Source organism: Pseudomonas sp. MWU347 (assembly GCF_017947305.1).
Lineage (GTDB): Bacteria > Pseudomonadota > Gammaproteobacteria > Pseudomonadales > Pseudomonadaceae > Aquipseudomonas > Aquipseudomonas putida_A.
In genome coordinates this window covers 69,054-91,840 of sequence record NZ_JAFGZB010000009.1, presented here as the reverse complement: position 1 = coordinate 91,840, position 22,787 = coordinate 69,054, and the positions used below count along the sequence as shown (strand labels likewise).

23 protein-coding genes are annotated in these 22,787 nt (G+C 60.7%); 13 read left to right on the top strand and 10 right to left on the bottom strand.

Annotated elements, in window-relative coordinates; translation table 11 throughout:
* Window positions 1-47: 47 nt before the first annotated feature.
* On the bottom strand, window positions 48-2,372 hold the full coding sequence (locus KCG87_RS19645; protein WP_210558703.1) for an FdhF/YdeP family oxidoreductase: 2,325 nt from the start codon (window positions 2,370-2,372) through the stop codon (window positions 48-50).
* A gap of 357 nt (window positions 2,373-2,729) precedes the next feature.
* Here KCG87_RS19645 and moaA point away from each other — a divergent pair, with 357 nt between their 5' ends.
* On the top strand, window positions 2,730-3,728 hold the full coding sequence (gene moaA, locus KCG87_RS19640) for a GTP 3',8-cyclase MoaA (RefSeq protein ID WP_134786714.1): 999 nt from the start codon (window positions 2,730-2,732) through the stop codon (window positions 3,726-3,728).
* A gap of 35 nt (window positions 3,729-3,763) precedes the next feature.
* A complete protein-coding gene (locus tag KCG87_RS19635) occupies window positions 3,764-4,663 on the top strand; it encodes a bestrophin family protein (RefSeq protein ID WP_098964447.1) in 900 nt (299 codons plus the stop codon).
* Between the two features lie 160 nt (window positions 4,664-4,823).
* Here the strand turns inward: KCG87_RS19635 and glp are convergent, their stop codons facing one another.
* Entirely contained in the window at window positions 4,824-6,029 is a 1,206-nt protein-coding gene (glp, locus tag KCG87_RS19630; protein ID WP_098964449.1) for a gephyrin-like molybdotransferase Glp, read from the bottom strand.
* The gene (gene moaB / locus KCG87_RS19625; RefSeq protein WP_098964450.1) at window positions 6,026-6,565 is read right to left on the bottom strand and encodes a molybdenum cofactor biosynthesis protein B; all 540 of its coding nucleotides are present in this window, start codon (window positions 6,563-6,565) and stop codon (window positions 6,026-6,028) included. Before moaB ends, glp begins: the two co-directional genes overlap by 4 nt.
* 285 nt (window positions 6,566-6,850) lie before the next feature.
* Here moaB and KCG87_RS19620 point away from each other — a divergent pair, with 285 nt between their 5' ends.
* The 8 genes from KCG87_RS19620 (at window position 6,851) to KCG87_RS19585 (ending at window position 14,878) form a co-directional block, all read left to right on the top strand.
* Window positions 6,851-7,750, top strand: a complete 900-nt coding sequence (locus KCG87_RS19620) for a LysR family transcriptional regulator (RefSeq protein WP_210558702.1) — start codon at window positions 6,851-6,853, stop codon at window positions 7,748-7,750.
* Window positions 7,751-7,993: 243 nt separating this feature from the next.
* Complete coding sequence (gene fdhD / locus KCG87_RS19615; RefSeq protein WP_210558701.1) at window positions 7,994-8,836, top strand: formate dehydrogenase accessory sulfurtransferase FdhD; 843 nt, start codon at window positions 7,994-7,996, stop codon at window positions 8,834-8,836.
* Window positions 8,833-9,318: a cyclic pyranopterin monophosphate synthase MoaC gene (gene moaC / locus KCG87_RS19610; protein ID WP_210558700.1), complete on the top strand. Its 486-nt coding sequence runs from the start codon at window positions 8,833-8,835 to the stop codon at window positions 9,316-9,318. The genes fdhD and moaC overlap by 4 nt, the downstream gene beginning before the upstream one ends.
* Window positions 9,315-9,566: a MoaD/ThiS family protein gene (locus tag KCG87_RS19605; protein WP_003226078.1), complete on the top strand. Its 252-nt coding sequence runs from the start codon at window positions 9,315-9,317 to the stop codon at window positions 9,564-9,566. The genes moaC and KCG87_RS19605 overlap by 4 nt, the downstream gene beginning before the upstream one ends.
* A gap of 2 nt (window positions 9,567-9,568) precedes the next feature.
* Window positions 9,569-10,030 carry a molybdopterin synthase catalytic subunit MoaE gene (moaE, locus tag KCG87_RS19600; protein ID WP_210558699.1) on the top strand — a complete coding sequence of 154 codons (462 nt, stop codon included), beginning with the start codon at window positions 9,569-9,571 and terminating at the stop codon, window positions 10,028-10,030.
* Window positions 10,031-10,270: 240 nt separating this feature from the next.
* Window positions 10,271-11,614, top strand: a complete 1,344-nt coding sequence (gene chrA, locus KCG87_RS19595) for a chromate efflux transporter (RefSeq protein ID WP_210558698.1) — start codon at window positions 10,271-10,273, stop codon at window positions 11,612-11,614.
* Between the two features lie 465 nt (window positions 11,615-12,079).
* Window positions 12,080-13,444, top strand: a complete 1,365-nt coding sequence (locus KCG87_RS19590) for a glutamine synthetase family protein (RefSeq protein ID WP_134786719.1) — start codon at window positions 12,080-12,082, stop codon at window positions 13,442-13,444.
* A gap of 150 nt (window positions 13,445-13,594) precedes the next feature.
* The gene (locus KCG87_RS19585; RefSeq protein WP_210558697.1) at window positions 13,595-14,878 is read left to right on the top strand and encodes an FAD-binding oxidoreductase; all 1,284 of its coding nucleotides are present in this window, start codon (window positions 13,595-13,597) and stop codon (window positions 14,876-14,878) included.
* Window positions 14,879-15,252: 374 nt separating this feature from the next.
* Here KCG87_RS19585 and KCG87_RS19580 read toward each other — a convergent pair whose 3' ends face one another.
* Entirely contained in the window at window positions 15,253-16,038 is a 786-nt protein-coding gene (locus tag KCG87_RS19580) for a DeoR/GlpR family DNA-binding transcription regulator (RefSeq protein ID WP_210558696.1), read from the bottom strand.
* Window positions 16,039-16,290: 252 nt separating this feature from the next.
* Entirely contained in the window at window positions 16,291-17,184 is an 894-nt protein-coding gene (locus tag KCG87_RS19575; RefSeq protein ID WP_177416196.1) for a LysR family transcriptional regulator, read from the bottom strand.
* 84 nt (window positions 17,185-17,268) lie between these two features.
* Here KCG87_RS19575 and KCG87_RS19570 point away from each other — a divergent pair, with 84 nt between their 5' ends.
* Window positions 17,269-18,045 (top strand): NAD(P)H-dependent oxidoreductase, encoded by a 777-nt coding sequence (locus tag KCG87_RS19570; RefSeq protein WP_210558695.1) that lies wholly within the window; start codon window positions 17,269-17,271, stop codon window positions 18,043-18,045.
* Between the two features lie 160 nt (window positions 18,046-18,205).
* On the opposite strand, the gene KCG87_RS19565 is transcribed toward KCG87_RS19570, so the two are convergent.
* From KCG87_RS19565 to KCG87_RS19555, 3 genes are all read right to left on the bottom strand, one after another.
* Window positions 18,206-19,225 carry an AbrB family transcriptional regulator gene (locus tag KCG87_RS19565; RefSeq protein WP_210558694.1) on the bottom strand — a complete coding sequence of 340 codons (1,020 nt, stop codon included), beginning with the start codon at window positions 19,223-19,225 and terminating at the stop codon, window positions 18,206-18,208.
* A gap of 143 nt (window positions 19,226-19,368) precedes the next feature.
* Window positions 19,369-19,791 carry an HD domain-containing protein gene (locus KCG87_RS19560; protein WP_134786725.1) on the bottom strand — a complete coding sequence of 141 codons (423 nt, stop codon included), beginning with the start codon at window positions 19,789-19,791 and terminating at the stop codon, window positions 19,369-19,371.
* A gap of 15 nt (window positions 19,792-19,806) precedes the next feature.
* The gene (locus KCG87_RS19555) at window positions 19,807-20,196 is read right to left on the bottom strand and encodes a hypothetical protein (RefSeq protein WP_098964469.1); all 390 of its coding nucleotides are present in this window, start codon (window positions 20,194-20,196) and stop codon (window positions 19,807-19,809) included.
* Between the two features lie 166 nt (window positions 20,197-20,362).
* On the opposite strand from KCG87_RS19555, the gene KCG87_RS19550 reads away from it, so the two are divergent.
* Window positions 20,363-20,794, top strand: a complete 432-nt coding sequence (locus tag KCG87_RS19550; protein ID WP_098964471.1) for a hypothetical protein — start codon at window positions 20,363-20,365, stop codon at window positions 20,792-20,794.
* Between the two features lie 77 nt (window positions 20,795-20,871).
* On the opposite strand, the gene KCG87_RS19545 is transcribed toward KCG87_RS19550, so the two are convergent.
* Window positions 20,872-21,156 (bottom strand): hypothetical protein, encoded by a 285-nt coding sequence (locus KCG87_RS19545; protein ID WP_210558693.1) that lies wholly within the window; start codon window positions 21,154-21,156, stop codon window positions 20,872-20,874.
* A gap of 369 nt (window positions 21,157-21,525) precedes the next feature.
* Between KCG87_RS19545 and KCG87_RS19540 the strand changes: the two genes are divergently transcribed.
* Window positions 21,526-21,819: a hypothetical protein gene (locus KCG87_RS19540; RefSeq protein WP_210558692.1), complete on the top strand. Its 294-nt coding sequence runs from the start codon at window positions 21,526-21,528 to the stop codon at window positions 21,817-21,819.
* Window positions 21,820-21,994: 175 nt separating this feature from the next.
* Here KCG87_RS19540 and KCG87_RS19535 read toward each other — a convergent pair whose 3' ends face one another.
* Window positions 21,995-22,543: a cupin domain-containing protein gene (locus tag KCG87_RS19535; protein ID WP_011333561.1), complete on the bottom strand. Its 549-nt coding sequence runs from the start codon at window positions 22,541-22,543 to the stop codon at window positions 21,995-21,997.
* Between the last annotated feature and the right edge of the window lie 244 nt (window positions 22,544-22,787).

Below are 22,787 nucleotides of genomic sequence, written 5' to 3'. Positions count from 1 at the left end.
GAACGCCTGCAGCCAGTCAAATTGCCAAGGTTTTTATAAGTAGCGGGTCAGGCCAGCGATGACGGGATCAGGTTGCTGACCTTGGCCGCTTCGAGGCGAATCGCGACGAATTTCGAGGTCGGCGTGTAGGTCCGGTCGCCGTAGCTTTCCAGCGGCACCAGCGGGTTGGTTTCCGGGTAGTACGCCGCCGCCTGACCGGGCGGAATGTCGTAGGCGATCAGGGTGAACCCGCTGACCCGGCGCTCGCGCTTGTCATCCCACAGCGCCACCAGATCGACCTTCTGCCCCGGTTCGAAACCGAGACGCTGGATGTCCTGCTCGTTGGCGAAGATCACGTCGCGCATGCCGTAGACCCCGCGATAACGGTCGTCGAGGCCGTACAGCGTGGTGTTGTACTGATCGTGGGAACGCATGGTCTGCAGGATCAGATCCGGCTTGACCGGCAGGTTGCGCACGCCTTCGCTGATCAGGTGTTCCGGCAGCACGCACGGGGTGAACTGGGCTTTGCCGGACTCGGTGTTCCAGACCCGATCCGAGGCATCGTTGCCGAGGTGGAAGCCGCCCGGAGTCAGCAGTTTTTCGTTAAAGTTCTCGAAGCCCGGAATCACATCGCCGATCAAATTGCGAATGCGCCCGTAATCGCCCACGACCCACTCCCAGTCGATTGGATGCTTGCCCAAGGTCGCGGCGGCAATCCCGGCAATGATCGCCGGCTCGGACTTCAAGTGCGCCGACTTCGGTTTCAACTGACCGAACGACAAGTGCACCATGCTGAAGGTGTCTTCCACGGTCACGCCTTGCGGGCCTTCGGCCTGGATGTCGATGTCGGTGCGGCCGAGGCACGGCAGGATCAACGCGTCGCGCCCGGTGACCAGATGGCTGCGGTTGAGCTTGGTTGAAATGTGCACGGTCAGGTCGAGTTTGCGCATTGCTTCGTGGGTGCGCGGGGTGTCCGGCGTGGCTTGGGCAAAATTGCCGCCCAGACCGATAAACACTTTGGCTTCGCCACGCTCCATCGCACCGATCGCCATCACCGTGTTGTGGCCGTGCATGCGCGGCACTTTGAAGTTGAAGCGTTTTTCCAGGGCGTCCATCAACTCCTTCGGCGCCAGTTCATTGATGCCCATGGTGCGGTCGCCCTGCACGTTACTGTGACCACGCACCGGCGACAGACCGGCGCCCGGACGGCCAACGTTGCCGCGCAGCAGTTGCAGGTTGATGACTTCCTGCAGGGTCGGCACCGAGTGCACATGTTGGGTCAGGCCCATGGCCCAGCACATGATCACGCTCTTGGCGCGGCCATACATGCGCGCGGCCAGTTCGATGTCGTGCAGCGGCACGCCGGATTGCTCGAGGATGTGCTCCCAAGTCGTGGCGTCGACTTCTGCCAGGTAGCTGTCCAGACCCGAAGTGTGCTCCGCGATAAACGCATGGTCGAACACCGGTTCGCCACCGCTAGCCTGGGCTTCACGCTCCCACTGCAGAAGGAATTTGACCATGCCGCGAATCATCGCCATGTCGCCACCCAGCGCCGGGCGGAAGTACGCGGTGTTGGTCGCTTCCCAACCGTTGCTGAGCATCTCGATCGGGTTCTGCGGGTTCTGGAAACGTTCCAGGCCACGCTCTTTCAGCGGGTTGATGCACACCACTTGCGCGCCACGTTTCACCGCTTCACGCAGCGGTTCGAGCATGCGTGGGTGGTTGGTGCCGGGGTTCTGGCCGATGACGAAAATCGCGTCGGCATGATGCAGATCCTCGTAGACCACGGTGCCCTTGCCCACGCCCAGCGTCTCGCCCATGCTCACCGCACTGGCTTCGTGGCACATGTTCGAGCAGTCGGGAAAGTTGTTGGTGCCGTAGGCGCGGACGAACAACTGATAGAGAAACGCCGCTTCGTTGCTGGCCCGGCCCGAGGTATAGAACTCGGCCTCGTGCGGCGATTTCAGACCCTTGAGGTGTTCGGCGATCAGCGCGAACGCATCTTCCCAGGTGGTTTCCACATAGCGGTCGACCCGCGCGTCGTAACGCATCGGGTGGGTCAGACGGCCCTGATATTCCAGCCAGTAGTCGCTCTGCTCGGCCAGGCTCGATACCGTGTACTTGTTGAAGAACGCCGGGTCGACCAAACGCCCGGTGGCCTCCCAGTTCACCGCTTTGGCGCCGTTCTCGCAGAACTTGAGCATGCTCGCACCGGGTGCTTCACCCCAGGCACAGCCCGGGCAGTCGAAGCCGCCGTTCTGATTGGTCTTGAGCATGGCGCGGATGTTTTTCAGGGCGTTTTCACTGCCCAGCCAGCTTTTGGTCAGGCTGATCACAGCCCCCCAACCGGCAGCGGCACCCTTGTAAGGTTTGTAACGGTCGACTTGTGACATGGGACATCTCCATGACGATGCACACAGGCATGAACCTGATCTTGGTTAAACAGCGACGGCCGACTTTGCACAGCAATAAAGTGGTCGTTTCAGTTGCCGGAGCAAGGATATGAACCGTTACAAAACATTGTCTAATCGCTATTTATGACCACATTATCGAAACCCTCTATCACGGCGAAAAACCCTTTATTTACGGGGTGTTGCGAAACTAAAGCGGTAACTTTCCAGAGAAAATAATTGATCATCGACGCGCTCAATCAAGCAGTCATAAACAGTGATTGGACGAGATCTGAAGTTGCCCATAATCTGCGCTAACCGGTTCCGTCCATGCGGACTACCCACTTCTGCGAGGCTGTCATGTCAGAGCGTGTCTTGATCGATGGTTACAACCGCCGCGTCGACTATCTGCGCATGTCGGTCACCGACCGCTGCGACTTCCGCTGCGTGTATTGCATGGCCGAGGACATGCAGTTTCTGCCACGCCAGCAAGTGCTGACGCTGGAGGAGATCTATCAACTGGCGCAGAGCTTCGTGGCGCTGGGCACGCGCAAGATTCGCCTGACCGGCGGCGAGCCGCTGATTCGTCCGGGCGTGGTCAAGCTGTGCGAGCAGATCGCCGCCCTGCCCGGCCTGCGTGAACTGTGCATGACCACCAATGGCTCGCAGCTGGGCAAACTCGCCGCGCCGCTGTTCGACGCCGGGGTCAAGCGACTGAACATCAGCCTCGACAGCCTCGACCCGGATCGTTTCAAGCAAATGACCCGCACCGGTGATCTGGCACAGGTGATCAGCGGCATCGATGCGGCGCGCAAGGCCGGTTTCACCCGAACCAAACTCAACGTGGTGGTGATGCAGGGGCGCAACGATCAGGAGATCAACGATCTGGTGAGCTTTGCCATCGACCGCCAGCTCGACGTCTCCTTCATCGAGGAAATGCCGCTGGGGATCATCAGCGAACACAGCCGCGCCGAGACGTTTTTCTCCAGCGCCCAGGTGCGCGAAAAAATCGCCAAGCGCTACACCCTGATCGACTCCGCCGAGTCGACCCAGGGCCCGTCGCGCTACTGGCGGCTGGCCGAGGCGCCAGACATTCGTCTGGGCTTTATCTCGCCGCACAGCCACAATTTCTGCGGTACTTGCAACCGGGTGCGGCTGACTGTCGAGGGGCGCCTGCTACTGTGTCTGGGTAACGAGCATTCGGTGGATCTGAAAGCCGTGCTGCGCGCTCATCCGGGGCAACCAGAGCGGCTGGAGAAGGCCATCATCGAAGCGATGAAACTCAAGCCGTATCGGCACAATTTCGAAGTGAACGACGACGTTCAGGTCGTGCGCTTCATGAACATGACCGGCGGCTGAGCCGCCCTCACCCTGCGTAACCGGGATCGCCCAGCATGATCATCAGACCCAAGGTCAACCAATTCGCCATCCTCTTCACCCTCAAGGGTTCGATTGCCAAACGCATCGCCCTGCGCACCCTGATGGTCACCCTGCTGGCTTCTGCCATCGTGCTGATTGAAATGCTCCACCCGAGCAACTTCACCAAGGTCAACGCCACGCCGTTCACCTTGCTCGGGCTGTCACTGTCGATCTTCATGAATTTTCGCAACAACGCCTGCTACGACCGCTGGTATGAAGCGCGCAAGGCCTGGGGCGATGTGCTGGTGCACATCCGTTCGGTGATTCGCGAAACCCATGTCATCCGCGAATCGGCGCAGCGCAAGCCGTTGCTGCTCAACCTCTGCGGGTTTGCTCATGCGCTGAATGCGCGATTGCGCCGGGAAAGCGAAGCGGCGGCCAGCAGCAAGTGGATCACCCCGCAACACGATGCGCGGGTGCCGGACTACAGTGGACGGATTCTGCAGCAGGTCGGCCAGCAATGTTCGGATCTGCATCAAAGCGGTGAACTGACTGAGTGGCGCTACATGCTCTTGGCCAATCACCTGACCAGCCTGACCCAGGCGCAAGCGGTGTGCGAGCGAATCAAGAACACCCCGCTGCCCTTCCCCTACACCCTGCTGCTGCACCGCACGATTTACCTGTTCTGCATCCTGCTGCCGTTCGCCATGGCCGAACCGCTGGGCTGGCTGACCCCGCTGTTCACGGCGATTGTCAGCTACACGTTCTTTGGTCTGGATGCGATTGCCGATGAACTGGAAGACCCGTTCGGCCGCGACGAAAACGATTTGGCGACTGACTCGCTGGTGCGCACCATCGAGCGTGACATTCTCAGCGAACTGGGCGAAACCGACCTGCCGCCGATGTTGCTGCCGGTGGACTATGTGCTGAGCTGAGCTCGTTCCCTCTGTAGGAGTGAGCCTGCTCGCGATAGCGGTCGACCAGTCAGTGAAGATATTGACTGTGCCGCCGCCTTCGCGAGCAGGCTCGCTCCTACAGGTTCCAGGTACACCCCGCAGAATGGCTGATCATCCCACATTCGGATGTGTGTCGGGGTCAGAACAGTTCGCTGAAGGGAATGAAACGCAGAGGATCGCCAATGCCGTGGGTGCTGTTTTCCGGCACCTCCACCAGCCCATCGGCCCAGGTCGCTCCGAGCAAAACGCCGGAACTCTGGTTCGGATACAACACCGCGCGCCCCGCCTCCAGCCGCACCCGCAGATACTCTCGACGGCTGCCAGCCTTGTTCCAGGCGAACCCGGCATTCACCGTGAAGCTCAACGGCATGACCTCTTCCACGCCCTGAATGCGCAGCAGATACGGTCGCGCCAGCAGGCCAAAAGTCACCAGCGCCGAGGTCGGATTGCCCGGCAGGCCAATCACCGGCACCGTGCCGAAATGGCCCACGGTCAGCGGTTTGCCAGGCTTGATCGCCAGCTTCCACAGCAGCGGTTTGCCGTCCTCACGCAGCACCTGCCCGAGGCAATCGGCATCGCCGGCAGACACCCCGCCGGTGGTCAGGATCAGGTCAGCCGCCACTTGCAGTTGCTCAAGCTTGAGCCGCGTCTGCGCCGGACGATCCGGCAGGATCCCGGCGTCGATCACCTCGCAGCCCAGTTCCTTCAGCCAGTGGCCGAGCAGCACACGGTTGCTGTTGTAGATGCTGCCGGGACGCAGCGGCAAGCCCGGCTCGACCAGTTCGTCACCGGTGGACAGCAGCGCCACGCGCGGGCGACGCACCACGTGCAGTTGCGCCAGCCCCTGCCCGGCCGCGACCGCCAGTTCGAACGGCCCGAGGCGTTTGCCGGCGCGCAGCAGGATGTCGCCGACGCGGTTTTCCTGACCCTGCGCGCGAATGTTCTGCCCCGCCTTCAACGGCTGCAAAAAACGCACGCGGCCGTCCTCCAGCACTTCGACGTTCTCCTGCATCTCGATGCAGGTAGCGCCGGGCGGCAACGGTGCGCCGGTAAAGATCCGCGCGCAGGTGCCGGGCAATAGCGCGTCCGGTGCCAGACCGGCGTAGACCTTTTGCGACACCTTCAGCGGCTGACGATGCAGATCGGCCAGGTTCAACGCATAACCGTCCATGGCACTGTTCGGCCACGGCGGCAAGTCGAGCGAGGCGACCAGATCACTGGCCAGTACCCGCCCACGTGCCTCGTCGAGCGGCAGAATTTCGCTATCGGCCAGACGTTGCTCATTGGCCATGCCGAGCAATTGGTCGAGGGCGTCCTCGACCGGCATCAACCCTGCCTTGCTCATCCGCGCGGCCCACAGGCAGCGACTGATTTGAGGTGCGGCACAAAGTTGCACGGGCGGTGGCGGTTATCCAGTTGCTCGGCGAGGATACCTTCCCACGCTGTGCGACAGGCACCGGTCGAACCCGGCAGGCAGCACACCAGTGTGCCGTTGGACAGCCCGGCCAGCGCGCGGCTTTGCACAGTCGACGTGCCGATATCGAGAATCGAAATGGCGCGGAACAACTCGCCAAACCCGTCGATCTGCTTGTCGAACAGACAGGCCACCGCTTCCGGCGTGCTGTCGCGCCCGGTGAAACCAGTGCCGCCGGTGATCAGCACCACCTGAATGCTGTCGTCGGCAATCCAGTGCGCGACCTGGGCGCGGATCTTGTACAGGTCATCCTTGAGCAGATTGCGCTCGCTCAGGGTATGGCCGGCCTCCAGCAAGCGGCTGACCAGCAATTGGCCGGACGTGTCGCTCGCGTAATCGCGAGTATCGCTGACGGTCAGTACGGCTATGTTCAGGGGGACAAACAGGGCATCCGCTTTCGCACTCATGGGAATCTCCGGCAGTAGTCAATCAGATTGCCGAGCAGCCTAAGTGCCACTTATGAGTACTGTCTAATCACTCTGGCCAACCACATTATCGAGCTGCTCTATCGGCGCCGTTGACCTCGGCCAAAGCGTTTGAAACCATGGGCGATAGAGCTGATCGATAGGCTTTTCAATGCTTCCGATTGGACGCAAACACGGTCAAATGAGATCGTCGCACCTCGCGTTTTCCGTGCGCTGCGCGCATCTGCGTCAATACTCCATTCAATTTCTCAACGAGCAGGTGCCTTCGTGGACATCAAACAACTCAAGTTCCTGATCGCACTGGACGAAACCCGACACTTCGGCCAGGCCGCCGCCCGCTGCCACATCACCCAGCCGACCCTGTCGATGCGCCTGCGCAATCTGGAAGATGAGCTGGATCTGGTGCTGGTCAATCGCGGTCAGCGCTTCGAGGGTTTCACGCAGGCCGGCGAACGGGTGCTGGCCTGGGCGCGCACACTGCTGGCCGCGCATGACGGTCTTTTCGCCGAAGCGGCGGCCTGCCGCGGGCAACTGGTCGGTAGCTTGCGCCTGGGTCTGGTGCCGCTGAGCAACTTCAACCCGGTCAATTACATTCAGAGTTTGTCCGGGACCTATCCGGAGCTGAAATTCAGCCTGTCGTCGGGGAGTTCCGACGAGATCATCGCCGGTTTGGGCAACAACCAATTGGATCTGGGCGTGTGCTACCTCGACCACGTCAACCCGAACTATTTCGATTTTTTCGAGATCGGCGAAACCCGCGTCGGTCTGCTTTACGACAACCGTCACTACCATTTCGAAGGCTCGGAAATGAGCTGGGAAGACGCCGCCGAACTGCCGCTGGGGATGATCACCACCGGCATGCATTACCGCAAATCCATCGACCTGAGCTTCCGCAGTCGCGGGCTCAATCCGCAGCCGATCATGGAAAGTGATTCGACCTATCAATTGCTGCAGGCGATTCACCAGGGCTTCTGCTGCTCGATCATGCCACTGGACAGCGGGCTGGAAGAGCCGATCGAACACCTGTCGTTCATGCAACTGCCGGATGCCAGCGTGCTGGCGCCGCTGGGGCTGGTAATGCGCAAGACCGAGCCGCGTTCGGCGATTGCCGAGAAGTGTTTTGCCGAGGCGCGGAAAATGTTTGGGGGTGAGGTGCCGGTTATTTGAGTGACTATCCAGACATTGCTGTTGGACGCCTGGCCGCCTTCGCGAGCAAGCCCGCTCCCACAGGTTGAATGCATTTCAAATGTGGGAGCGGGCTTGCCCGCCAAGAGGCCCGGACAGCCACACACATTTCGGATATGACAGCGGTGATCGACCCACCCAATCACCAGATCAGAACAAGCGATTGGACTCACTTTTGACTCCCCCGTAGCCTGAACTCACTTCAGCGCTTCGGGACTTTTCAAGATGCAGTGCCAAGTTGCAACAACCGCCGAACCGGGGGATGCCAATGCCCCCGCACCGCAACCGTCACAGGTGGCGTTTCGCGAATACCTGCAAGACGCCCCGCTCTCTCACGCCGCCCTGGCCGCGGAAATTGCTCTGGCGATCACCTTCAATGGCCTGAGTCAGGCGGTGATGATGGTCTCGCCCGGCAACCTCGAAGACTTCATCCGGGGCTTCAGCCTGAGCAACGCGATCATCGACAGCGTCGACGAGATCTACGACATCCGCCTGAACCATTTCGATCAGGCCTGTCAGGCCGAGGTGCAGATATCCAGTCGCGCGTTCTGGGCGCTGAAAGATCATCGTCGGCAAATGGCCGGCACCAGCGGCTGCGGCATCTGTGGCGTCGAGGCGCTGGAGCAGGCGTTGCCGCAACTGCAGATTCTGCAACCCTGCGCCCTGCCGCCGGCCGCGCATTTTGACGGTATCCGCCAACGCATCGAACAGGCTCAGCAACTGGCCCGCAGCAGCGGCGCCCTGCACGCGGCGCTGTACTTCGATGCCAGCGGTGAGGCGCTGTTGTGCCGCGAAGACATTGGCCGGCACAACGCCCTCGACAAGCTGATCGGCGCGATGCAAATCGCTGACGTCGATGTGCGGCAGGGCTTCGTGGTGGTCACCAGCCGTTGCAGCCTGGAGCTGATCCACAAGGCCGTGCGCGCCCGCCTCGGCACCCTCGTCAGCCTGTCCGCCCCCACCGCATTGACCGTGCGCTGGGCGCTCAAGCATCACCTGAATCTGATCCACGTTCCGCACCGTAACGCCCCCCGAATCTACAGCCCGATCCAGGAGCTTTCGCCATGAGCAACACCCTCACCCACCTCGACGATCAGGGCCGCGCCAACATGGTCGACGTCTGCGACAAAGCCGCGACTCGCCGCGAAGCCACGGCGCAGGCCTGGGTGCAGATGCGCCCGGAAACGCTGCAGATGATCCAGGCCAACGGTCACCCCAAGGGCGACGTTTTCGCCGTGGCGCGCATCGCCGGAATCCAGGCGGCCAAACGCACCCACGAACTGATCCCGCTGTGTCATGCGCTGCTGCTCAGCTCGATTAACGTTGAACTCAAGGCCTGCGAACCGGACCGCGTGCAGATCACTAGCACCTGCCGCCTCACCGGCCAGACCGGCGTCGAACTCGAAGCCCTGACCGCCGCCAGCGTCGCCGCATTGACGATCTATGACATGTGCAAAGCGGTGGACCGGGCCATGGTCATCGGCGACATCCGCCTGCTCAGCAAACAGGGCGGCCGCTCCGGACATTTTCAATGGGAGGACGCGCAATGATCCTGATCAACTACTTCGCCAGCTACCGTGACCGCCTCAATCTGGGCGGTGAAAAAATCCCTTTGAGCGACAACCTGACCTGCATCGAAGACGTGCGGCAATTGCTCATGGCCCGCGGCGAGGAATGGCGCGAAGTGCTTGGCGCCGGCAACCTGATGTGTGCGTTGAACCAAGAGCTGTGCCAACCGAGCGCGGCGATCGAAGACTTCGACGAGATCGCGTTTTTCCCACCGGTCACCGGGGGCTGAGCATGACGGTTCGAGTTCAGTACAAAAGCTTCGACGTCGGCCAGTTGACCGCCGACCTGCATGCGCGCAATCCACGGGTTGGCGCGGTGGTGAATTTCATCGGTTATGTGCGTGATCTGAATATTGGCCAGAGCGTGAACGAGCTGTTTCTCGAGCACTATCCGGGCATGACCGAAAAGGCCCTCGAACAGATTGCCGACGAGGCGCGCCAGCGCTGGCCGCTGCTGGGTGTGGAGATTGTGCATCGGGTCGGCGCGCTGGCGGTCAGCGAGCCGATCGTGTTTGTTGGCGTCAGCAGCAAGCACCGGCACATGGCGTTCGAAGCCTGCGCGTTCATCATGGATGTGCTCAAGACCCGCGCGCCGTTCTGGAAGCGTGAGAGCACAGCGCAGGGTTCGCATTGGGTCGAGGCGCGGGAGAGTGACCAGAATGCGGCGCTGCGCTGGAGTCTGGCGCATACCTGAAGATCAAGAGCCCCTCACCCTAGCCCTCTCCCCGAGGGAGAGGGGACTGATTGGGGGATATTGAAGAAATTCACCAAATTGAAAGATTGGTTCTGAATCCATAATCGACTCGATCTCTCAGGTCGATGGATGACGCCAGACACCTCGGTCGGCCCCCTCTCCCTCTGGGAGAGGGCTGGGGTGAGGGTTGAAAGTCTGATTAGATAGCCACTCCGCCAGGATTAAACTCCGGAGTTTCGTTTGAGCACAGCGCCCAACAACCTGCCCCGCCCCGCTCCCGTCACCCTGCGCCAGGCCTGGCGCTTCTGGCTCAAGCTCGGCTGCATCGGTTTCGGTGGCCCGGCCGGGCAGATCGCGATCATGCATCAGGAACTGGTCGAGCGCAGGCGCTGGATCTCCGAGCGGCGCTTTCTGCATGCACTCAACTACTGCATGTTGCTGCCCGGCCCCGAAGCCCAGCAACTGGCGACCTATATTGGCTGGCTGTTGCATCGCACCTGGGGCGGGGTGATCGCCGGGGCGCTGTTCGTGCTGCCGTCGCTGTTCATCCTGATTGCGCTGTCGTGGCTGTACATCGCGTTCGGTGATGTGCCGGTGGTGGCCGGGATCTTCTACGGAATCAAACCGGCGGTGACCGCGATCGTCTTGCACGCCGCGCACCGTATCGGCTCGCGGGCGCTGAAAAACAGTTGGCTGTGGGCGATCGCCGGGGCGTCATTCGTGGCGATTTTTGCCTTCAATCTGCCGTTCCCGCTGATCGTCCTCGGTGCAGCGTTGCTCGGCTATTTTGGCGGGCGACTGGCGCCGCAGCGCTTTAACAATGGCGGGCAGCGCGGCAGTGCCAAATCCTTCGGCCCGGCGCTGATCGATGACGACACACCGACACCTGAGCATGCGCGATTCAGCCTGCCGAAACTGTGGCGTCTGCTGCTGGTTGGCGCAGCGCTGTGGTGTTTACCGATGGGCCTGCTGACCGCGCTGTTCGGCTGGGATGGCACCTTCACGCAAATGGGCTGGTTCTTCACCAAGGCCGCATTGCTGACCTTCGGCGGCGCTTACGCGGTGTTGCCCTACGTCTATCAGGGCGCGGTCGGGCACTATGGCTGGCTGACGCCGACGCAGATGATCGACGGCCTCGCCCTCGGCGAAACCACGCCCGGACCGTTGATCATGGTGGTGGCGTTTGTCGGTTTCATCGGCGGTTACGTGCAACCGGCGTTCGGCGCGGAACATGCGTTCGCCGCGGGCGCACTGGCGGCGACGCTGGTGACCTGGTTCACCTTCCTGCCCTCGTTCCTGTTCATCCTCGCTGGCGGGCCGTTGGTGGAATCAACGCACAACGAACTGAAGTTCACCGCACCGCTGACCGCGATCACTGCAGCGGTGGTCGGGGTGATTCTGAACCTGGCGTGTTTCTTCGCCTATCACGTGTTCTGGCCGAACGGTTTTGCCGGGCACGCGGATCTGTTTTCGATCGGGCTGGCGCTGCTGGCGGCGTTGGCGCTGTTCATTTTCAAACGCGGGGTGATCGAAGTGTTGATCGTTTGCGCCCTTGCCGGGCTGGGCTTGCACCTGCTGCGCTGAAGCCCGGCCTGCGAATCTCCCGTTTACACGCCCGCGAATTCCCCCTTACTATCCGGGCACACCGGTCGGCGGGCCTGCCCCGCCACCGACGTTTTCCGCCAACGGAAACACGCGTTATGAGCACGTCACCACAACAACCAGAAAGGTTGAACGTCTCCGCTGTGTGCGCCCTCTGTCACAGGGGCCGCGCATGAATCGCATCGTCAATCTCCCCATGGCCCTGCGCCGTTCCAAGCTGCGTCACTCCGCACGCCCGCCGGATATCGCCTGCTGACTCTCTCAGTCAACAAAAACGATGGATGCATGACTGTAGTGAGGGGATTTATCCCCGATGGACTGCGCAGCAGTCCTCACAGGTTCTGTGTCACGTCTGACTGATCTCCATTTGATATCCCTGCCGGGACGCCCTACATGCGTCCGGCCCGATCCTGCGCGCCCATGCGGCGCCATCGTGAGTGATTGACCATGAAATTCGCAGCCATCGAAGACGCACGCCTGTTCCTGGAACAGAATCCCGATATCGACATGATCGAGCTGTTCATCCTCGACGCCAACGGCGTACCGCGCGGCAAGTTGTTGCACCGCGAGGAACTGCTGGCGGTCTACGAAAGCGGTCGCCCGCTGCCCAGCACCATTCTCGGCCTGACCGTGCAGGGCGAAGACGTGGAAAACTCCGGGCTGGTGTGGGACGTCGGCGACATCGACTGCCGCGCCTACCCGCTCGAAGGCAGTCTGGTGCGCCTGCCGTGGCGGCAGATTCCGACCGCAGCGGTGCAGGTCAGCATGCACCCGAGCGAGGGAATGCCGGCGAGCATCGCCGACCCGCGTCATCTACTGATCAAGGTGATCGACGGCCTCAAGGCCGAGGGTTTTCACCCGGTGATGGCGTGCGAGCTGGAGTTCTATCTGCTCGACGCCAAACGCGATCACAACGGTCGCCCGCAACCGGCGCTGGACGCCGACGGTGGCCGACCGCGACACACCCAGGTCTACGGTTTGCGTGAACTGGAGCAGATCGAACCGTTCCTCGCCGACCTCTACGGCGCCTGCAAACTGCACGGTATTCCGGCGCGCACGGCGATCTCGGAATACGCCCCGGGCCAGGTGGAAATCACCCTCGAACACGGCGACGCGTTGCTCGCGATGGATCAGGCGGTGCGCTACAAACGCCTGGTCAAAGCGGTGGCGCACAAGCACGGCATGCGGGCGACGTTCATGGCCAAGCCGTTCGATGATCTGGCCGGTACCGGCATGCACATGCACGTCAGCCTCGCCGATGCCGAAGGGCGCAATCTGTTTGCTTCCGAAGACCCGGCCGGTACCCCGCTGCTGCGCACCGCGATTGGCGGCATGCTCGCCTCGCTGCTCGATTCGCTGCTGCTGTTCTGCCCCAACGCCAACTCCTACCGCCGCTTCCAGGCCAACAGCTATGCGCCTTTGGCGCCGACCTGGGGCGTCGACAACCGCACCGTCAGCCTGCGCGTACCGGGCGGCCCGGCCAACACCCGGCACATCGAACACCGCATCTGCGGCGCCGACGCCAACCCGTATCTGGCGGCGGCAGCGATCCTTGCCGGGATCCATCGTGGCATCCGCGAGGATCTGGATCCGGGCGCACCGGTCGAGGGCAACGGCTATGCACAAGCCAAGGAATTACTGCCGACCGATTGGCTGACCTCGCTGCAGGCGCTGGAGAATTCGGTGTGGGCACGGGATGCCCTGGGACAGGAATTTCTCGGGGTGTATCTGGCGGTGAAGCGTGCCGAGTACCGGCAGTTCATGGCCGAGGTGGGTGAACAGGATTGGCGCTGGTATCTGACCGAAGCCTGAAGCCTCACACCATCCCCCCTGTGGGAGCGGGCTTGCTCGCGAAGGCGTCGGCACAGTCAATATTTCAGTGACTGACCCACCGCATTCGCGAGCAAGCCCGCTCCCACAGGGGATTGCACCCTGACTCCCGAATTTTGTGTGGACACCGACATGACCCAACGCTGCAATTCCTACTACACCGCCACCCTCAACCAGGACACCGACTACCCGACCCTGCAGGGCCGGCATCAGGTCGATGTGGTGATCATCGGCGGCGGTTTCACTGGCGTCGCCACCGCCGTCGAACTCGCCGAAAAAGGCCTGAAAGTCGCCATCGTCGAGAGCCACAAGATCGGCTGGGGCGCCACCGGACGCAATGGCGGACAAGTCACCGGCAGCCTCTCCGGCGACGGTGCAATGCGCAAACAGATGCGCCCGAAACTCGGTGATGAAGTCGACGATTTCATCTGGCATCTGCGCTGGCGCGGTCATCAAATCATCCGGCAGCGGGTCGAGAAGTACGGCATCCAGTGCGACCTCAAACACGGCCATCTGCACGCCGCCTACAAGCCAAGTCACATGGACGGTTTGCGCCAGGATTACGAGGAAGCCGTGCGCCGCGGCCTGGGTGATGAAGTCAGTCTGCTCGACCGCAGCCAAGTGCGCGACCTGCTGCAAAGCGACCTCTACCACGGCGCAATCAAGAACACCCGCAATATGCATCTGCACCCGCTCAACCTGTGCATTGGCGAAGCGCGGGCGGCGGAAAGTCTTGGTGCCTTGATCTTCGAGAACAGTGAGGTGCTGGAGATCATTCACGGCAAGACGCCAGGCGTGCGCACCGCCCACGGCCAGATCGACGCCAATCAAGTGATGCTCGCCGGCGACGTCTATCACAAGCTCGAACCGGGCCAGCTCAAGGGCAAGATTTTCCCGGCCATGGGTGGCATCGTCACCACCGCGCCGCTGGGCGATCTGGCGCGGCAGATCAACCCCGAAGACCTGGCGGTGTACGACTGCCGTTTCGTCCTCGACTACTACCGGCTCACGGCCGACGGGCGCCTGCTGTTCGGCGGCGGCGCCAATTACAGTGGCAAGGATTCACGGGACATCGCCGCCGAGCTGCGCCCGTGCATCGAGCAGACCTTCCCGGCGCTCAAAGGGGTGCAGATCGACTACCAGTGGAGCTGCGCGATGGGCATCGTGATCAACCGCATCCCGCAACTGGGCAAGCTCTCGGACAACGTCTGGTATTGCCAGGGTTATTCCGGACACGGCATCGCCACCACCCACATCATGGGCGAAATCATGAGCCGCGCGATCACCGGGCAGATGGAACAGTTCGACACCTTTGCGCAGTGCCAGCATATTCGGGTGCCGATGGGGGATTTGCTGGGCAATCCGCTGCTGGCGGCGGGGATGTGGTATTACCAGATGCTTGAAAAGTTGCGTTGACCGCACCGGCCCCATCGCGAGCAGGCTCACTCCTACAAGGGAAACGCGTTCCAAATGTGAGAGCGAGGCTGCTCGCGAAGAGGCCAGCAGCCTCACTACAAATCTCACTCCGGCAACTGCTCCACCATTGAAATGCATTCCAAATGTGGGAGCGGGCTTGCTCGCGAAGGCGCCAGCAGCCTCACTACAAATCTCAATCAGGCAACTGCCCCCCCATTGAAATGCATTCCAAATGTGGGAGCGGGCTTGCTCGCGAAGGCTCCAGCCGCCTCACTATACAAATCTCAGTCCGGCAACTGCCCCCCCCATTGAAATGCATTCCAAATGTGGGAGCGGGCTTGCTCGCGAAGGCGCCAGCAGCCTCACTACAAATCTCAATCAGGCAACTGCTCCACCACAATCCCCAATCGCCGATAATCCTCGACACTGCCCGACGCCACATGCCGCTCGGTTATCAGCGTATGCAGGCGCGTGCACGACGCCACCACAAACGGCTCCACCGCGCCGAGCTTGTCCGCCGTGGTCACCGCAATCACCCGCGCCGCGCTGTCGAGCAGCGCCTGCTTCACCGGCACTTCATCAAAATGCAGCGAGGTGATGCCCACCTCCGGGTGAATCGCACAGACGCCGGTAAACGCCAGATCCGCCTTGATCCCGGCCAGCATGCGCACCGCCTCGTGCCCACTGGCCGACATCGTGCGGGGGTTCAGTTGCCCACCCGCCAGAATCACTTTCACGCCCTCGTATTCCGACAAGGCAATCGCCGTCATCGGCGCGGCGGTCACCGCAGTGATCTGGATATCCGCGCGCAACGAGCGCGCCACCTGCAACGCGGTCGAACCGGAATCGAACAGCACAATCTGCCCGTCCTCGACCTTTTGCGCCGCCAACTGCGCCAGCCGCACTTTTACCTCATCGGTCTCTTCCAGCCGGGTGAAGTAATCCTTGCCGCTGTCCTTGGGCCTCGGCAACGCCCCGCCATGCACGCGCTGCACCAGTCCGGCGTGGTCCAGTTCGGCCAAGTCGCGGCGGATGGTGTCTTCAGACACAGCGAAGTGCTGGCTCAACTCGGAGGCCATGACCTTGCCGTCGCGTTCGAGGATCAGGAGGATTTTCTGCCGGCGCAGGGATGGCAGTTCGGTGACCGAATGATCGTGCATGGTTTTGCCTGTTTATGCTTGTAGTTGCAGGTTTTGCCGAGACTAGCGAAAGCTTTGGGCAAACACAAACCGGCGGGTATCAATTGTTTCGATCATTGGAATCAACATGCCGAATTTTTTCTTTGCATTCAGCCTGTTCAGAATGGCCTCACTTTAAAAAGGCTCAGGATGAACAGCTGATGAATCTCAATTTTGCGTTTGCGTGCATGATCGTGGTGTCTTTTGCGATTGCGCTGGGCCACGCCTGATCCGTCACACCGACGCCGCCAGATGCTCACGCAACCATTTGTGTGCCGGATCGCGATGCGCGCGCTCGCCCCAGAACATCGCCATTTCGTAGCCCGGCACCGGCAACGGCGCATCGACTACCTGCAACGCCGGGTTGTCGCGAACCAAGCGTGACGGCAGCATCGCCACCAGATCGGTACTCGCCAGCACCGACATCACCATCAGAAAATGCGGCACCGACAGCACCACTTTGCGCGCCAGGCCGACCTCGGCCAGCGCCTTGTCGGTCACCCCGAAAAAGCCCCCGCCCTCGCGCGACACCATCACGTGTTCCAGCGCACAGAACTGTTCGCGAGTCGGCTTACGCTTCAACCCCGGATGCCCGACACGCCCGGCCAACACGTAATGCTCGGTGAACAGCACCCGTTGATGCAGATCCAGCGGCGCCTCTTCGGTGATGTGCAGCGCCAGGTCAAACACGCCCTGCTCCGCTTGCCTGGCCAACTGCGCCGGCATCAGATCGAGCACTGCCAACCGCGTGCCCGGAGCCTGAAGGCGCAAACCGCTGAGCGCTGGCAGCACCACTGTCGATTCGCCGTAATCCGTCGCCGCGACTTTCCAGACATGCCTGGCCTGCGCCGGATCGAACGCGCTGGCCGGCGCCACCGCGCGCTCCAGTGCTTCCAGCGCCTCGCGCAACGGCTCGCGCAATTCATCGGCCCGCGCCGTCGGCCGCATGCCCCGTGGCCCGGGCAGCAACAGCGGATCGCCGAAGATTTCGCGCAGCTTGGCCAGATGCACGCTCACCGACGGCTGCGACAGACTCAACCGCTCTGCGGCGCGGGTTACATTGTGTTCTGCCAACAACACGTCTAGGGTCAACAGCAAGTTGATATCCAGACGTCGTAAATTATTCATGGCTATACCTGACATATCAGACATTCATTTCCAATATACCGATCAAGGATTGATCCTGCCTGCATTCAACCAAGGAGTTGCCACATGAATGTGCTACTGGTCTACGCCCACCCCGAACCTACTTCGCTCAACGGCTCGCTCAGGGACTTCACCGTCCGGCGTCTGCAAGCCGCCGGCCACACCGTGCAGGTCTCCGACCTGTATGCGATGAACTGGAAGACCACGATCGACGCCGATGACGCCCCTGGTCGCGATGAAAGCCGACCATTCCACGCTTCGATCGATTCGAAACTGGCTTACCAACAGGGCCGGCAGTCCGCCGACATCGCCCGCGAGCAGGAAAAACTGTTGTGGGCCGACGCGCTGATCCTGCAATTCCCGCTGTGGTGGTTCACCATGCCGGCGATCCTCAAAGGCTGGGTCGAGCGCGTGTATGCCTACGGATTTGCCTACGGTGTCGGCGAACACTCCGATGCGCGCTGGGGCGAGCGCTACGGCGAAGGCAAGATGAAAGGCAAACGCGCGATGCTGCTGGTCACCACCGGAGGCTGGGATTCTCACTACAGCCCGCGCGGGATCAACGGGCCGATTGATGATTTGCTGTTTCCGATTCAGCACGGCGTGCTGTTCTACCCCGGTTTCGACGTGGTGCCGCCCTTCCTGGTGTACCGCGCCAGCCGCATGGATCAAGCGCGGTTTGCCGAGACCTGCGAGGCACTGGGCACGCGTCTGGATGAATTGTGGAGCACGCGGCCGATAGCGTATCGGCAGCAGAATGCCGGGGATTACGAGATTCCGGCGTTGACGCTCAAGGATGATATTGCTCCGGGTGAGGAAGGCTTCGCCGCCCACACTCGGTAAAGATCACTGAACCTTTGTGGCGAGGGAGCTTGCTCCCGCTCGGCGACGCAGTCGTCGCAAAACCTGCGATTTCGGTACACCTGAAACACCGCGGCATCGGGGTTTGGGGCCGCTGCGCAACCCAGCGGGAGCAAGCTCCCTCGCCACAGGGGGATGTGCTTCAGACTTCCTCCCGCGCCCGCCGCACCTGCACCAACAACGCCGGCGCAAAGTGCAGCAAGACCATCCGCGCCAGGTGGTGAGTCAGGATGAACACCACATTCAGACCACCGGCGAAGGCGACAATCGCAATCGTCTCGATCGCCCCCGGCATGTACGCCAGCCACAGCGACAGCGGATCACTGCCCAGCCAGCGCGCCGCCACTTCGGCAAACGCCGCCGCGACCACGATCATCAAGCCGACCGACACCAGCGCCGTCCGCCCGTGCCGCCCCAATTCCGCAAGACCGAGTCCCTGAAAGCGCGAGCCGATCCGCACGCCAAGAATCAGCGCCGCCAGATTCAGGCTCCAGTCCGGCATGTGAAAGCCGTGCAGCCATCCCGATTTCACAAACACCGCCGTCAGCAGAATCGCCGTCAACATGAACGGCGCCGGCACGCCGATCACCAACAGCAGTCGCCCGATGACGATGCTCAAGCCGATCAGCGCCAGCACGGTCAACGCCATACCCGTGCTCAACGGAGCGCTTTCAACCACCGCCACCGATGCCTGCCCGGGAATCAAAAAGCTCACCAGCACCGTGATCAACAGCAAGCGCATCAGGTGCACGATGATGACTTTGCTCGAAGCCTTTTCCGACTCCAGCAAATCGAACACCGCCGCCAATGCACCGGGGTACACCGCCAACAGCGCATCGGTACGGTTCCAGCCAGCGCCGCGGGTCAGCCACCATCCGGCGAGGGCGATCTGTACCGTCAGGCATAGAAGCAGAACGCCGAGGCTTGGCAACATCGCCGAAGCCGTCGCACTGTCCCACGCTTCGAACATCAGCCCGGTGGCGATGCCCAGCGTGACCTGGATGTAGCCCAGGCCATACGGGGTTGCGGGGGCAAAACCGCTGCGCGTGGTGACCAATGCGGTGACGAGGATCGCCCCCAGCAAGAGGCCATGAGGAACACCGCTGACCTGCAATGCAGCGCCAATGGCGGCAGCGATCAACAAACACAGAATCGATTTCATATTCTTCGCCTTCCTGGCTATTTCCCTGAGGTATTCCACTCCCCTGTAGGAGCTGCCGAAGGCTGCGATCTTTTGACTTTGATTTTTAGAAGCAAGATCAAAAGATCGCAGCCTTCGGCAGCTCCTACAGGGGGGATTCGTTTTTACGTGCGCAACCGCCCGATCGCCCGCCGATACTTTTCGACCCGTTCCAGATCCTCCCAACTTGGCGAGGCAATGCGCGACAGGTCGCTGTTCTCCTCCAGATCCGCCAGTTTCACCACCCGGCCAATCGGGTTCTGCGCCGCGCGCTCGACGAAATCCTCGTAGGATTCGCCCGGCACTTTGGTCACCGACTCAATCGCCGTCAGCACCTCTTCGCTGAAGCCTTCCTTACGCAAATCATTGAGGCTGATACCGCAATCCTCGACCACATCGTGCAGCACGGCGACGATGCTTTCTTCCAGCGTGCTCATGCGCAACATGACTTTCAGCGGATGCAGAATGTACGGCGCACCGCCCTTGTCGACCTGCCCGGCATGGGCGGTGGCGGCGATGGCGATAGCGCGTTCGAGGGTCTGGGTCATGGGAGTCTCTGTGGGTTAAACGCCGTATCGGCCGCCGACGTGGATGTTGCGTTTGAGCCAGTTGCGGATCGCTTCAAGCCGTCCGGTTGGCTTCGCAGGCCCGGAATGACGTTGAAGAATCAGCGAGACCACGGTGGACTGATCGGCATTTGGATGGGCATCGATCAACTCGGCAACCCACGCGCAGTCAGCCTTCCTCAGGTGTTCACGCCACTCGCCCGGCCAAGCATCCAGCTCATCCAGCGCCAACCACCGCGCACCGCCATGCTCCATATGCCCGCCAGACATCGACTGCTCGAAACAGAAAGGCGAGTCTGGCTTTGCAGGGTCAATGTGAAACAGATAGATGTCGTGAAAGGGATGCTGCGAGGGGAGCGCGTTATTGCGGCTGCCGATTTCGATCATGGGCAATGTTCCAATCCTTGGGCGCTTAATGTTTCCGATTGTTTCGCAGTGTACGCCACACGAGCAAATCAAAAACCCGATGGAACCTCCCTCCTCCACGCCATCTCGAAACTATAAAGCGCCAAAAGCTTCGATCAGACCCGGCGCTCCTGAAGAGGAAACCCCGATGAACATTCGCTTCCTGCTTCTAATCGCCACGTTCGCCGTCATCCCCACCTGCGTCATGGCCGAAGGCTGCGACGTTCAGACCCAATCCTCCAGCGCTTCGGTGCCAGCGGTGGAAACCCACAGCTGCTACGAATACGAAGGCATGCCCGTCAGCTCCATCGACTGGTCGTGCAGCAATGAAAGCAAAGACATGCTCAACAGTAAGAAAACCAAGGTCGACCACTGTGCCGACCACTATCAGGCCACCTGTATCGCCACGATCACCCAGGAATCCCTGGCCAACCCGCACTCCACCAGCAAAGACAAAAACGCCAAGGCGCTGAACATCCCCGATAACGCCCAAGTGACCACGTATTACTACGACGTGGATCATCTGGCCCAGGCGCGAATTGATTGTGAGAATGGTGGGGGCCAATGGAAGGCAAAGTAAGCGTTTGATATCTGTGTTTGCGACAGGCAAAGAAAAGCCCGGCTCTAAAGACCGGGCTTTTTAGTACGCAATATCCGTTAACCACCGCCGTTACCCCCACTGCTGCTACCCGACGGTTGACCCGCAGGGCTGGGCTTGGAGGCAGAAGGCACCGGCCCATTGTCGGTCTTGCCACCCCCACCACTCTTGGGCAGGGAATTGGCATCCGGTTCGGCATGGGTGGCAGGGGACGCCGGGTCGCGCGTCTGGCTGTTGCCGTCGTTGGCCGTCGGGGTCGGCGTCTCGCCGGCGGCAATCGCGTACAGCGAACTGCCAGACAGCAACGCCGCGAGGGTAAACACCGCGATTTTATGGTTCAGCATGGTGGCTCTTCCTCTGCGTGGGGAGTTACAGCATTGGAAGAAGGTGTGTGGTGAAGGTGCGGTGTGTCGGACGAATGGTTATCGCCCAGTCATTTCGCGCAGTTTCGATATCTGAAAACTTCGTAGGAAAACACTTCATGTGGCGAGGGAGCTTGCTCCCGCTGGGCTGCGAAGCGGCCCCAAAACCGAATAGTCCGTTTTGCTAGCGGTACCGTCGAGTCAGCGAACGTGAAGCTTTATAACTGATTAAAAGGTGAGTTATTAATTTTTCATTCAAAAACCTGTCAGCAATGACAGGTTAGAAAAAACGGCTATTGCGATAACCTATGTTTTCGGCAAGATCAATATTTATCGTTCAGGAGATTATCCATGAGTGCGTTATATGCCTACTACAATAAGTCCGACGAGTTTTCTGCCAATCGCATAATAAAAGTTGGACTCATGAAAGGGGCTGAGGCTATGTATTTTAAAGGTGAGAGCGTTTCATGCATGGAGGAAATAAAAGAGGGTTGGTATTACGATGAAAAAAGCCGAAAGTTCATGACTGAGCAAGAATTTGATAACAGTCGCGAAAAATACAGAATTTCACCTGCTCCCTCGGCAGCCCCGACAATAACGTCAGCAAAAGACAGCCTAGGATCAGGGCCTACCAGATCGTATTAAGACTTCGCTAGAGTTTGGACGAGAAAAAACAATGCTTTCGAGGCTATTGGCTCATACAAAAAATCACTTTATACGCCTCCAAAAATGCACCACTGGCTCTCTGGAGTTCAGCGGTGCACTTTCAGCAAAAATGCTCAAGCACTATGAATTGAATTAAATTTCAAAGTAAAACAAATCAAAAATTCGCCGGCGTATTAGCACTAATAATCTCCGCCTCATCCGCCCCGATATTCCGGAACTTGTGCGGCAGCGTCGTCGGAAAATAATACCCATCCCCCGCACTCAACACGCTCACCTGCCCATCCACGGTCAACTCCACCGTGCCACGGGTCACCAACCCACACTCCTCACCTTCCGCATGCACGATCGGCTCTTCCCCGGAGCTCGCGCCCGGAGCGTACTGCTCGCGCAGCAGGCGCATCTGGCGGCTTGGGACGGAGGCGCCGATGAGCAGCAGGCGCAGGCCGTGGCGACCCAGATCGGGTTGTTCGTTGGCGCGGAAGACGTATTGGTGTTCACGCGGGGGCTGGTCGAAGGTGAAGAAGTCGGCCAGGGACATCGGGATGCCTTCGAGCAGCTTTTTCAGCGAGCTGACGGAGGGGCTGACGCGATTCTGTTCGATCAGGGAGATGGTGGCATTGGTCACGCCGCTACGCCGGGCCAGCTCGCGCTGGGAGAGTTTGTAGCTTTCGCGTACTAGTTTGAGTCGAGAACCCGTATCCATGACAGCCTTATGTGAGTAGTACTTAAGGGCAATGGGGGTGGGTGGCGGGTGCCGCGCAAGGCGCGGATCACGTTGCTCCCGTGTCCCGGAACCGTGAAAGGCGGCTATTAAATCACGTTTGCCGGTGTTGCTCAGCAGGTTCGATGGACGGTGCGGTAAAAGTCCTTCTGGCCTTGGTAATACCGCCACTGTGGGAGCGGGCTTGCTCGCGAAAGCGCTGTGTCAGACAACATGTGCGTTGGCT